The organism is Daejeonella sp., from assembly GCF_030684675.1.
Taxonomy (GTDB): Bacteria; Bacteroidota; Bacteroidia; order Sphingobacteriales; family Sphingobacteriaceae; genus Daejeonella.
The window spans coordinates 1-12,394 of record NZ_JAUXXZ010000081.1 but is presented as its reverse complement, the minus strand read 5'-3'; the positions used below and the strand labels follow the sequence as shown (position 1 = coordinate 12,394).

Here is a 12,394-nt window from a genome sequence, read left to right as displayed (position 1 = left end):
GGAATGAGCGAAAAGAAAATTAAAACAAGTTCTGGTATTGAAATAAAGGAAGTCTATACTGAAGAAAAAAGTATTGAACTGCCCGGGGAATTCCCTTTTACCCGGGGGATACAGAAGGATATGTACCGCGGCAGAATGTGGACAATGCGGCAATATGCAGGATTTTCTACTGCTTCTGAATCAAACAAACGTTACCATTACCTACTTTCACAAGGAACTACCGGTCTTTCTGTAGCTTTTGATCTTCCTACCCAAATCGGTTACGACTCAGATCACATGATGTCGGAAGGAGAAGTTGGTAAGGTTGGGGTTGCAATAGACTCTTTAAAGGATATGGAGATACTTTTTGATGGAATCGACCTTCAAAAAGTTACCAGTTCAATGACTATAAATGCAACCGCACCAATTCTGCTGGCTATGTATATATGCCTTGCAAAGAAGCAGGGTGCTGATTTGAAGCAAATATCCGGAACTATACAGAATGACATTTTAAAAGAATATGCAGCAAGGGGTACCTATATATATCCCCCGAAAGCTTCCATGCGATTGATTACTGATGTTTTCGAATATTGCAGTATAGAACTTCCAAAATGGAATACCATTTCCATTTCAGGATATCACATCAGGGAGGCAGGTTCTACTGCAGTGCAGGAATTAGCATTTACATTGGCCAATGGTAAGGCCTATCTTCAGGCAGCAATGCAGAAGGGTTTAGATATTAATGTTTTTGCGAAACGGCTATCTTTCTTTTTTAATTGCCATAATAATTTCTTTGAGGAGATTGCAAAATTCAGGGCAGCACGCAGAATGTGGGCTAAACTGACTCAAAGTCTTGGTGCAACGGATCCGGCTGCCCAAAAACTCCGCTTTCACACCCAGACCGGTGGTTCAACTTTGACTGCCCAGCAGCCTTTGAATAATGTTATCAGGGTAAGCAATCAGGCTATGGCAGCAGTACTGGGTGGAACCCAGTCGCTTCATACCAATGGTTTTGATGAGGCTCTTTCATTGCCAACAGAATCGGCAGCTAAGGTTGCGCTCCGTACCCAGCAGATTATTGCGTTTGAAAGTGGTGTTACTGATACTGTCGACCCTCTGGCAGGCTCTTACTTTGTAGAAGCACTTACTGATGAGGTTGAAGCAGCAGCATGGAAATATATTGATATTATCGATGCCAAAGGAGGATCGGTTGCAGCTATAGAGGAAGGATATATCCAGAATGAAATTGCGGCATCAGCCTATCAATACCAGACTGAGATTGAAAATGGTGAAAGTATTCTGGTAGGTGTGAATAAATACGTAGATGCAGAAGGAATTAAGCCTGAAGGTTTCAGGGTTGATGACTCCATTCGAAAAGTTCAAATTGATAAACTGATCAGTCTTAGGGCAGAGCGCGACGCTTTGGCTGTTGAAAAGGCTCTGCTTGGATTGACTGATGCCGTGAAGCAAGGATTAAATACTATGCCTTATATCATCTCGGCTGTGGAAGTTTATGCTACGCTTGGCGAAATCGCAGACGCCTTTAGAAAGGAATTTGGGGAATATTAATTTCTGATGGGTAATAGCCCTTAGTAGTGGTTCCAAAAGAAGTTATTGTATTTTTTTTTCTGCTATAACCTTAGATATCTTTCATATTAATCCCGATATTCAATAGTATTGATGAGGCCTGTTCAATCAGAATGTTGAAATATATTTTCAGCTAAGAATTGATTTTTTTTTAGTTAGAAAAACCTTGTTAAATTAATGTATACTTCTGTTTAACAGAAAGTTAAAACTTATTTCAAAAATTAGTTTTTTAATCCGATTTTTTTCCGAATATTCGATACTCCAAAGAGTTACCAACATTTCTTTCGGCATCAATTGGAAATCAGATTATTAGTAAAATTATATGGAAAAAACTTGTACACATGTATGGAATAATTGCCTCCTGATAATTAAGGACAACATCCCGGCTCAGAGTTTTAAGACCTGGTTCGAGCCGATTAAAGCCTTACGTCTGGATGGTAATGTATTAACTATACAGGTTCCGAGTTTGTTCTTTTATGAGTGGCTCGAAGAGCACTATGTTGGCTTGTTGAGAAAGACTGTAAAGAAGCAGTTGGGAGAAGAGGGTAGACTGGAATACAACATCGTTGTGGAAAAGTCTTCAACCAGTATTCCATACACAACCAACATGCCTTCAAATGGTAACGGCGCAGAAGGGAAAAACCAGTCGATGCCAATGCCTATTTCCCTGAATAAGGACATCAAAAATCCTTTTGTAATTCCGGGATTAAAAAAATTGCAGGTAGATCCTCAGTTAAATCAGAATTATACTTTTGAAAATTTTATAGAAGGAGACTGTAACAGGCTTGCCCGTTCTGCTGGTTATGCAGTTGCCGGAAAGCCGGGTGGTACATCTTTTAATCCGCTCATGATTTATGGCGGAGTTGGTCTTGGAAAAACCCACCTTGCCCAGGCTATTGGTAATGAGATCAAGCGTACTCTGACAGATAAGCTGGTACTTTATGTTTCATGCGAAAAGTTTACCCAGCAATTTGTTGATGCGTTAAAGAATAATAATATCAATGATTTTGTGAATTTCTATCAGGCAATGGATGTACTCATCATGGATGATGTACATAATTTCGCCGGTAAGGAGAAGACACAGGATATTTTCTTCCATATTTTCAACCATTTGCATCAATCAGGCAAGCAATTGATTATTACTTCAGACAAAGCACCAAAAGATCTGTCCGGATTAGAAGAAAGATTGTTATCCCGTTTCAAGTGGGGCTTGTCTGCCGATCTCCAGATCCCTGATCTGGAAACGCGTATGGCAATCCTAAACAAAAAGATGTACTCTGACGGAATTGAACTTCCTTCAGAAGTAATTGAATATGTTGCCCATAATATTGACAATAATGTTCGTGAGCTTGAAGGAGCAATGGTATCCCTGCTGGCACAGTCAACCTTAAATAAAAAGGAGATTGACCTGAACCTCGCCAAATCCATGCTCAAGAATTTCATCAAGAATTCAAGCAAGGAGATCTCGATGGAATATATTCAGAAACTCGTTTGTGAGTATTTTGAAGTGCCTATCGAAATGGTTAAATCCAAAACAAGGAAGCGTGAGATTGTTCAGGCCCGTCAGATATCGATGTACCTTGCCAAATTGCATACCAAAACATCCCTTAAATCAATTGGGGCCTTCTTTGGCGGCCGCGATCACTCAACTGTGATTTATGCCTGTCAGACAGTAGATGATCTGATCGATACAGATAAAAAATTCAAAGGTTATGTAGCTGATATTCAGAAGAAATTGAAAATGAGCTAAGCGGTTTTGGTTTAACGATTCTTCTGTAATTTATTTAAACTCATTCATTTTGATAAATTAAGCGACAACTGCCACCCGGGTTAATTTCAAACAACAGATTATCATACTGCCGGGCTGCCCATCCCTATGAAATGCAGCATAGGGTAAATTAAACCTTGCCGGAGGAAGTAGCTTCCGGCTGTTGGTTATTTGAATTAGAACGCGATTTCTTGCCGGAACTAACCTGGAGGAAAGGGCTGAATCATCCTATAACACACGGACACTGCTTTCCAAAAAATTAATGTTTTGACACCATAGTCATCTCTGACTAATTAAAATGATCGTATTAAATTCTTTATTCAAACTGAGGTTTTTAGGGTCTTACAAATCGATTCCCAGATCGAATTTAGTATTCACTTTCTGCTTATGAGCCTTAATTCTATCCCTCAAAAATATCGCATATTCACTATTTATACAATCTTCTCAAGTCCTTGCTTTTGTTCACTTAAATCCTTTAATTGCTTAAGTATTAATCTGTAGCATAGTCCGGTGAAAGCAATCCAATCAAAATCCTTTGTTCTATTAATTCTCACTGGTCTGGCATTAAATTCCTGCACTGATTCAGGTTATAATGACTATTCCACCTGGGCCAGTTACGGCGGGACCAAAGATGCCAACCGCTATTCCTCCATTGATCAGATCAATTTGGAGAATGTTGCACAGTTAAAAGAAGCCTGGGTTTTTAATACAGGTGATAAAGACACGGCTAACCGAAGTGAGATGCAGTGCAATCCAATTGTAATCGATGGGACTTTATATGTTACAAGTTCAAAGTTGAAGCTTTTTGCTCTGGATCCGGCTACAGGCAAACAAAAATGGGTTTTTGACCCCAATACAAACTTATCTGAGAAAATTGGATTTGGAATAAACCGCGGACTGATGTATTGGGAAGATGAAAAAGGCAAAGATAAACGGATTTTTTATGGTGCTGCCTCAAGACTCTATGCGGTGAATGCTGCCGATGGAAGTCCTGTTAAAGAGTTTGGTACGAATGGATCGATTGAATTGAAAGAGGGGCTTGATATTCCCGAATCACAGGATGGCTCTCTGATTCTAAAAACTCCGGGAGTAATTTTTAAGGATCTGGTCATTGTGGGAATGAGTCTTTCGGAAGATGCAGACGCTTTGCCAGGACATGTCAGAGCCTTTGATGTTAGAACAGGAAAACGTAAATGGATTTTTCATACCATTCCCCAACCCGGTGAATTTGGATATGATAGCTGGGAAGATAAGGATGCCTGGAAAAATATAGGAGGTGCCAATAACTGGACCGGTATGTCACTTGATGAAGAACGTGGAGTGGTTTATGTCCCAACCGGTACAGCCTCTCCCGACTTTTACGGGGGAACCCGTAAAGGCTCCAATCTTTTTGCCAATAGCATCATTGCGCTGGACGCTGCTACAGGAAAGTACATCTGGCATTATCAGGTTGTACATCATGATCTTTGGGATCGTGATCTTCCCGCGGCTCCCAATTTAGTTACTGTGGATCATAAAGGCAAGAAAATTGATGCCCTTGCGCAGATTACCAAACAAGGTTATGTCTATTTGCTTGACCGAACTAACGGTAAGCCTCTTTTTCCGATACCTGAAGTCCCTGTACCCCAGGAAGCACTGCCCGGAGAAAAACCATGGCCGACTCAGCCAATTCCAAGCCTGCCGGAGTCTTTTTCAAGACAGAAATTCGGACCTGAAGATGTGAGTGATCTCAGCCCTGAAACACATAAGGAATTAATTGAAAGATATGTTCAGATCAAAAACAGAACCCAGTTTAGTCCGCCAAGCAAGGAGGGTAACTGGATGTTTCCTGATTTTGGTGGGGGTGGTGAATGGGGAGGCGCTGCCGTTGACATGGAAACGAAGATTCTATATGTCAATAGCAATGAAGTTCCTTCAACACAGGTAATGCTTGACGCTCCTCAAACTGAAGGAACTGGAATTACTCCCGGCAGAGCAGTTTATAATAAATATTGCATCAACTGCCACGGTGTTGAACTGAAGGGTAGTGGTATTGAATATCCTACCTTAGAGAATCTAAATAAGAAGTATAATGTGCTGCAGATTAGTCAGATAATTCAGCAGGGCCGGAATAGAATGCCTTCATTTAAGCATATACCTGAATCGGATCGGAAAAATCTGGCTGCATACTTAAGTGGGACTGAAGATATTTCCAAACAAAAAAATGCCGTCGCAGTGACTAAGATAAACAGGAAGAGTCAGATTCCTTACATCATGAAAGGCTACGACCGATTTGTAGATAAGGATGACTATCCCGGCATCAAACCACCCTGGGGCACACTGAATGCTGTGGACCTGAACAGCGGAAAACTGCTCTGGAAAGTGCCATTGGGTGAATATGCAGAATTGATCAAAAGAGGATTAGGTATAACTGGTTCACGAAATTATGGCGGACCGGTAGTTACCAGGGGAGGTCTTGTATTTATTGCAGCAACTCCTGATGAAAAGATCAGGGCATTTGATAAGAATTCAGGAAAAATGGTTTGGGAGTCGAAACTGCCTGCAGCCAGCTTTGCAAGCCCCGCGACTTATATGATCAATGGAAAACAATTTCTGGTGATTGCCTGTGGTGGAGGAAAACTCGGGGTAAAATCGGGTGATAGCTACGTGGCCTTTGCCTTACCTGATTAGGATATTAATCCGAGTTTAAAAAGGGCATAGAAAATTCCGCTGGTATGCAATGCCTGTCCAAAGACATTGTTTAAAACCAGTTCTTTTAATTTCTCAGGGCTTACTAGCTCAATATCAATTTCTTCTCCTTTGTCCAGTTTTTGTTCAGCAATCCGTTTGCCTCCTCTGGCAATAAAACAAAAGGTTTTATTTTTTGCTGTTGCCGGATTAGCGTAGAGTTCAGAAAGGAATTCGACTTCATCAAATTCATAACCCGTTTCTTCAAGCAACTCTCTTCTCAGAGCATGTTCAGGGCTTTCATTTTCCTCCATGCAACCACCCGGAAGTTCAAGGACCACCTCTTCGGCTGCATGTCGGTATTGCCGCAACAGAATAACCTGATTGTCTTCTGTCAGGGCAACTGCATTGACCCAATTGGGATACTCTAGTACGTAGTAATCAGGGATAATAGTACCATCAGGCATCCTGCAGGTATCTACCCGCAGGGTTGCCCAATTTTTTTGGATGATATATTTAGTTGAGATCTTCTCCCAATTAAGATGACTCATGTTTAAACAATTTTCAAATTTTATTGATTTAGCTCTTAGCTTTATGCTCTCCGTTACCAGCTTCCACTTGATCCGCCCCCACCGAAGCTTCCCCCACCGAATCCGCCAAAGCCTCCTCCACCGCCCCCACCAAATCCGCCACCACCGCCTGAGAATCCTCCAAAACCACCTCCACCGCTTCCTCTGCCTAATTGTGAGCCCATCAATAGCCACCAGAACGGACTTGCGCTTCCGCGGCCACCAATAACTTCACTTCCGCCACCGCCACCTTTCTTAATAGCGATGAGAATAATAATGACTATGATGATCACAAAAACAATCCCGGAACTTTTCTTTTTTACACGATCTTTCGGGGCATCGTTTTTATATTCACCTTTAGTGTAAGAAATGATAGCGTTTGTACCCTGATCCAGACCAGCAAAGTAATCTCCCGCTTTAAAATTAGGAGTAATTTCTCTAGTGATAATCCTTTTGGTAATTGCATCAGGTAAAGCTCCTTCAACACCATAACCGGTTTGTATGGTTACCTTCCTGTCGCCAAGTGATACCAATAGCAAAACTCCATTATTATTTTTTGCCCCACCTATTCCCCAGCTTTCTGCAAGCCGTACTCCATAGTCTGCTACATCATACCCTTCAAGCGATTTAATCAGAACAACAGAGACCTGTGTTGAGGTTGAATCGTCGAATGCGACCAGTTTTTGCTCAAGCTGATTGATCTGATCAGCGGAGAGAGTTTGAGTATAGTCGTTTACCAGCCGATTAGGTTTTTCCGGAAAAGTTTGTGCCGGAAGTACCAGGCTTAGTAAAACCAGGACAATTGTTGGGAATATATATTTAAATTTCATCTGAAGCTTGCTTATATTTTTTCAATACCATTATTTACCATCCCCGTAGGAGATCTCATTTGGTAATTCATTAACATCGCCATCTACGTATGGGAAATAGGTTTGAAGTTGTTTGCCGGCCAGCCTTACTCCTGTAATAATACCTGAAGCGAGCTCTCCATTCTTAAAATGGCTCAACATAGCTTCTTTCGTACTGTCCCAGAAATCATGAGGTACCTGCTTGTTTATTCCGGCATCCCCAATAATTGCGAATTGATGGTCATTGGTGGCAATATAAATCAGCACACCATTTCTTTGAGCCGTCTTATCCATTCCAAGTTTATGGAAATAGTTTGCAGCACGATCCAAAACCGGTTCACTACAGGTTTTTTCAACACAAATGCGGATTTCACCTGATGTATAGCGCTCTGCTGATTCAACTGCTTCGCTGATAAGCTGTTGTTCTTTTTCACTAAAAATAGACATGGCCTTAATTTAAATCGCCGGAAATAAATTCCGGCGATCAGTTAAAAATATAAATGCAAAAGGCATTTTAGAATTCAACCTTTGGTGCTTTATTTGCACCGGCTTCTGCCTGGAAGTATCCTTTAGCCTTGAAACCAAACATACCTGCTGTCAGGTTATTCGGGAAAGTTCTGATTGTAGAATTGTACTCCTGTGTCACTGTATTAAACTTTTGGCGTTCAACAGTGATACGGTTTTCTGTTCCTTCAAGTTGTGCCTGAAGTTCCAGGAAATTCTGGTTTGCTTTCAATTCAGGATAGGCTTCTACTGTCGCGAGTAATCTTCCCAGCGATTGACTTAATTGTCCCTGAGCTGCCTGAAATTGTGCAATTGATTCAGGGGTTAATTTTGTCGGATCAACATTTATCGAAGTTGCTTTGGCGCGCGCCTCAATAACCTGAGTTAAGGTCTCTTTCTCAAAATTTGCTGCCCCTTTAACAGAAGCCACCAGATTAGGAATAAGATCTACCCTACGTTGATACACATTTTCAACCTGAGCCCATTGGGAGGTTACCTGCTCATCGAGCTTCACCATACTATTGTATCCGCATGAACTTAATGAAAGCACTGCGAAAAATGCAACGATATTCAATACTATTCTTTTCATAATTGATTTTTGCTTTTACTGTAATCTATAAATTTACAGTATAGGAATCAAATTTCATACCTTTGTTACACATCCGGGATAATACCCGGCAAAAATTATGATCAAAGAGATTGAATTAGTTCTTCCTCCGGAACATTCAAATGATGAAGACTTTATCAGAGACTTGGCTCGTAAGTTGTTGAATATCAACTATAAAAGTAGTGTTACAGTCCAAATTTTAAAACGTTCAATTGATGCCCGAAGCCGGAAAGTTGTTTTCAGGCTCAAGGTTAATGTTTTTATCGACGAGTTGCCTGAACCTGAAATTTTTACCGTTAAATATCAAAATGTCAGCGACAAAAGGCCGGTTTTAATCATTGGGGCCGGTCCGGCTGGCTTATTTGCTGCAATACGTTGCATTGAACTCGGACTTAAACCGATTATTTTGGAGCGTGGTAAGGATGTGAAATTAAGGAGAAGGGATCTGGCTTTAATCAACAGGGAGGGTCGTATTGATCCGGATTCCAATTATTGTTTTGGGGAAGGTGGCGCAGGAACCTATTCTGACGGTAAACTCTATACCCGATCCAATAAGCGCGGAGATGTAAACTATGTTTTAAAGACATTTGTTGCTCATGGCGCAACAGAAGATATTTTAATTGATGCCCGTCCGCATATCGGTACCAATAAATTACCCGGAATAATTACATCCATGCGCGACAGCATATTAAATGCCGGCGGGGAGATTCATTTTGAATGCCGGATTACTGATCTTATTCTAAGGGCCAGGAAATTGAAGGGAGTTTTGGTAGGTGATAATAAGTTTGAATCAAATCATGTAATATTAGCTACCGGTCACTCAGCAAGAGATATATATTGCCTCCTTGACAAGCATCAGGTACTAATGGAAGCGAAAGCCTTTGCCCTGGGAGTCAGGATAGAGCACCCACAAGAGGTCATTGATCAGGCCCAGTATCATTGCAGCGATCGTGGGCCGTATCTGCCACCATCCTATTACAGTTTGGTTGAACAGGTAGAGGGTCGCGGGGTATTTTCCTTTTGTATGTGTCCCGGGGGAATAATAGCTCCTTGTTCTACTGATAACAATGAGATTGTGGTAAATGGTTGGTCACCTTCCAAGCGTAATAATCCATACGCAAATTCCGGCACCGTTGTCCAGATCAATCTGGAAGATGTTCCGGGTAGCTCAGGAGATGCCCTGAGTATGTTAAAGTTTCAGGCAGGAATAGAGAAACTGGCATTTCAGGCCGGTGGTGGGAATCTGGTAGCTCCGGCGCAAAGGATGATTGATTTTGTGAATAACAGACTCTCAACTGATCTTCCTTCCAATTCATATATTCCCGGCACAAAAAGTGCTGATATGAGATCTGTGCTTCCTGAATTCATTTTTAAACGGCTTCAGAAGGCTCTTCCTTTATTTGGGAAGAAAATGAATGGATATTATACTAATGAGGCAATTCTGGTTGGGGTTGAATCAAGGACTTCATCGCCTGTAAGAATACCCCGTAATAAAGAATCATTGCAGCACCCCCAATTGGCAGGTTTATATCCTTGTGGTGAGGGTGCAGGTTATGCAGGTGGGATTGTGTCGGCTGCAATTGATGGCATGAATTGTGCAGATGCAGCGTTTCGAGCTATTAATTAAGCTGAATTATTGTTTATAAATAAGGCTTATGATGTTTTTTTGGGTGTTATTAGATTTTTATGTTTGGAAATGTGCTGATGTGCAATTTCAAATGGTAGTCCCGTCTTCCGCTTATACCCCACAGGCCTTAAGCACTGGCCGGTATCCGCTATAGCCGGGTTTAAGACCGTCAAGACTGTGCTGTTAAACCCCAAATATTCTACAAAGGAGCAAAATAAACTCAATTGTATGAAATAAAGCTGAATGCATTATATCTTATAATTTGTCAACCTTAAAATGAAAAAGACCCTTATACTTGGAGCAAGCACCAATCCTTCGCGTTATTCAAATCTTGCTGCACAGCGGCTGGTTGCTAATGGACACCCGATTATCAATGTAGGTTTAAAAGCTGGTGAGGTTGCCGGCGTGGCAATTGAAAAACCTGAACTTATTCATGCCGATCTGGATACAATAACATTATACCTGGGTCCGCAGAACCAGCCTGAGTATTACGATTATATATTAAAGTCTAAACCCAAACGTATTATTTTCAATCCAGGAACAGAAAACCCTGAACTGGAGGAATTGGCTGAGGCTAATGGGATAGAATGTACAGAGGCTTGTACTTTGGTGCTGCTTTCTACGGGGCAATACTAATAAGGGATTTAATTTCTATAAACTAAACCACATTTGGATTAGTAATCCGGATTTCTTTGGGGAAGTAATTATTCAATCTATTATCCAGAATCTTTGCCCATCCCATGGGATGGCCTTGAAAGCACATCAATGCCCAGCCCCGGATGTCTGACTCAATCCGGAGTTCATCTCGTTTTAGGTAAGCAATTGATTGTTCCCGGGTCAGATTCAGTTCTGGAATTACAGAACCGGCTAAGAGGCTTATTGCAAGCTCATGATTCGGGACCAGGTCTTTGCCCATTATCTTTCCGATTCTGACCCCTGACTTTTTCAAATAGAGATTGGATTGTAAATATTGCAAATCTGCCTCATGACGAGCCGGGATTGCAAAATATTCATCATTCAGGTTAATTATTCTGATATCCTCAGTGTGTTTAAGCCATCTTCTGATCAGGTCTTCACTCTTTTGGTTGATGGAGTTTTCCTTAGCTCTTTTGATATGAGGGGATGCGGTTAGCTGGTTTTTACGGAAGGCAGCAATGAAGAAACCCTCTCCTTTAACTTTATGAGGATAAAAACGGTAGCCAAAGCATTTATGTTTATCTGAGAGGGTTTCAATAATGCCCCACTCAGGTTTTATTGGGATTTGAATCGGCGAAAGATCAAATTCTTCGCAAAGCCAATCAGATATTTCTTCGTTTTCCTGTTTTGAATAGGAGCAGGTGGAATAGATCAGCGTTCCGTTTTGTTTTAATGCTGGATAAACATCAGCCAGTATCCGCTGCTGCCGCTGACTGCATAAGTCTACAGCACTTTCCGACCATTCATTAATTGCTGCCGGATCTTTTCTGAACATTCCGGAGCCTGAGCAGGGTGCATCAGCTACGATTACATCGAAATAACCCTCCAGTCGTTTAAAGTCCTTAGGGTCATTATTACTGACATAAGTATTCTCAGGGCCCCATTTGCTCAGGTTATCACAAAGTACAGGTACCCGTGTTTTGATGATCTCATTGGCAAGCAGTAAACTGTTTTTATTCAGAAGCGAACTGATCAGTGTGCTTTTTCCACCCGGAGCAGCACATAGATCGAGCACTCTGAGGTTTTCAGAAAGATCTGCAGTATGCTTCAGTACCTGTTCCAGAAACATGGAAGAGGCTTCCTGCACATAATAGCAGCCTGCATGAAACAGCGGATCAGCGGTAAACGAAGGTCTTTCTTTCAAATACCTTCCATTTTCGCACCAGAGCACCTGTTCTTCTGATTTAAACAGATTGGAAGGTTTAAAGGGGTTTATTCTGACCGAAGTTAGCTGTTCACCGCTTTCATGAGATGAGATAAACTCTTCCTCTTCTATATTATAGTGTTCTATTAAAGACCGGATAAATGCCGGTGGAAGTTTGCTGCTCATAATTGATCCAAAAATACGGGAATACTTGATATTGGATCGTATTGAATCAGCTTTAAATAATTTTGTCTTTAGTTACCAGCGACTTACCTACGTTCTACGATTTAATTCGTCTTAAGTATTGTGTAGTAAGGTTGAAATGTATACCTTTGCAACCCGCAACGAAGGAGATGTGGGCTGTTGTTTGAGGGTTTTGGAGGTATTAGGAGCGGTGG

The 12,394-nt window shown here is 41.3% G+C and carries 10 protein-coding genes; 5 read left to right on the top strand and 5 right to left on the bottom strand.

Annotation, left to right across the window (positions count from 1 at the left end):
* The first annotated feature begins 3 nt into the window (after nucleotides 1–3).
* The 3 genes from Q8M41_RS17155 (at nucleotide 4) to Q8M41_RS17145 (ending at nucleotide 6,004) form a co-directional block, all read left to right on the top strand.
* Nucleotides 4–1,548, top strand: coding sequence for a methylmalonyl-CoA mutase (locus Q8M41_RS17155; RefSeq protein ID WP_305366530.1), 1,545 nt, complete (start codon nucleotides 4–6; stop codon nucleotides 1,546–1,548).
* 340 nt (nucleotides 1,549–1,888) lie between these two features.
* Nucleotides 1,889–3,316, top strand: a complete 1,428-nt coding sequence (dnaA, locus tag Q8M41_RS17150) for a chromosomal replication initiator protein DnaA (RefSeq protein ID WP_305366529.1) — start codon at nucleotides 1,889–1,891, stop codon at nucleotides 3,314–3,316.
* A gap of 528 nt (nucleotides 3,317–3,844) precedes the next feature.
* Nucleotides 3,845–6,004 (top strand): PQQ-binding-like beta-propeller repeat protein, encoded by a 2,160-nt coding sequence (locus Q8M41_RS17145; RefSeq protein WP_305366528.1) that lies wholly within the window; start codon nucleotides 3,845–3,847, stop codon nucleotides 6,002–6,004.
* Here Q8M41_RS17145 and Q8M41_RS17140 read toward each other — a convergent pair.
* The 4 genes from Q8M41_RS17140 to Q8M41_RS17125 form a co-directional block, all read right to left on the bottom strand.
* A complete protein-coding gene (locus tag Q8M41_RS17140) occupies nucleotides 6,001–6,552 on the bottom strand; it encodes an NUDIX hydrolase (RefSeq protein WP_305366527.1) in 552 nt (183 codons plus the stop codon). The genes Q8M41_RS17145 and Q8M41_RS17140 overlap by 4 nt on opposite strands.
* 53 nt (nucleotides 6,553–6,605) lie before the next feature.
* Entirely contained in the window at nucleotides 6,606–7,400 is a 795-nt protein-coding gene (locus Q8M41_RS17135) for a YgcG family protein (RefSeq protein ID WP_305366526.1), read from the bottom strand.
* Nucleotides 7,401–7,430: 30 nt separating this feature from the next.
* Nucleotides 7,431–7,865, bottom strand: coding sequence for a TPM domain-containing protein (locus Q8M41_RS17130; protein ID WP_305366525.1), 435 nt, complete (start codon nucleotides 7,863–7,865; stop codon nucleotides 7,431–7,433).
* A gap of 67 nt (nucleotides 7,866–7,932) precedes the next feature.
* Nucleotides 7,933–8,511, bottom strand: coding sequence for a LemA family protein (locus Q8M41_RS17125; RefSeq protein WP_305366524.1), 579 nt, complete (start codon nucleotides 8,509–8,511; stop codon nucleotides 7,933–7,935).
* A 97-nt stretch (nucleotides 8,512–8,608) separates the two neighbouring features.
* Here Q8M41_RS17125 and Q8M41_RS17120 point away from each other — a divergent pair, with 97 nt between their 5' ends.
* On the top strand, nucleotides 8,609–10,156 hold the full coding sequence (locus Q8M41_RS17120) for an NAD(P)/FAD-dependent oxidoreductase (protein WP_305366523.1): 1,548 nt from the start codon (nucleotides 8,609–8,611) through the stop codon (nucleotides 10,154–10,156).
* Nucleotides 10,157–10,432: 276 nt separating this feature from the next.
* On the top strand, nucleotides 10,433–10,792 hold the full coding sequence (locus Q8M41_RS17115; protein WP_305366522.1) for a CoA-binding protein: 360 nt from the start codon (nucleotides 10,433–10,435) through the stop codon (nucleotides 10,790–10,792).
* A gap of 22 nt (nucleotides 10,793–10,814) precedes the next feature.
* Here the strand turns inward: Q8M41_RS17115 and Q8M41_RS17110 are convergent, their stop codons facing one another.
* Nucleotides 10,815–12,182 carry an RNA methyltransferase gene (locus Q8M41_RS17110; protein ID WP_305366521.1) on the bottom strand — a complete coding sequence of 456 codons (1,368 nt, stop codon included), beginning with the start codon at nucleotides 12,180–12,182 and terminating at the stop codon, nucleotides 10,815–10,817.
* Nucleotides 12,183–12,394 lie beyond the last annotated feature (212 nt).

Coding starts and splice junctions, on each gene's coding strand:
- Q8M41_RS17120 (WP_305366523.1), top strand. CDS start 8,609: ATGATCAAAGAGATTGAATTAGTTCTTCCTCCGGAACATTCAAATGAT.
- Q8M41_RS17115 (WP_305366522.1), top strand. CDS start 10,433: ATGAAAAAGACCCTTATACTTGGAGCAAGCACCAATCCTTCGCGTTAT.
- Q8M41_RS17155 (WP_305366530.1), top strand. CDS start 4: ATGAGCGAAAAGAAAATTAAAACAAGTTCTGGTATTGAAATAAAGGAA.
- dnaA (WP_305366529.1), top strand. CDS start 1,889: ATGGAAAAAACTTGTACACATGTATGGAATAATTGCCTCCTGATAATT.
- Q8M41_RS17140 (WP_305366527.1), bottom strand. CDS start 6,552: ATGAGTCATCTTAATTGGGAGAAGATCTCAACTAAATATATCATCCAA.
- Q8M41_RS17135 (WP_305366526.1), bottom strand. CDS start 7,400: ATGAAATTTAAATATATATTCCCAACAATTGTCCTGGTTTTACTAAGC.
- Q8M41_RS17130 (WP_305366525.1), bottom strand. CDS start 7,865: ATGTCTATTTTTAGTGAAAAAGAACAACAGCTTATCAGCGAAGCAGTT.
- Q8M41_RS17125 (WP_305366524.1), bottom strand. CDS start 8,511: ATGAAAAGAATAGTATTGAATATCGTTGCATTTTTCGCAGTGCTTTCA.
- Q8M41_RS17110 (WP_305366521.1), bottom strand. CDS start 12,182: ATGAGCAGCAAACTTCCACCGGCATTTATCCGGTCTTTAATAGAACAC.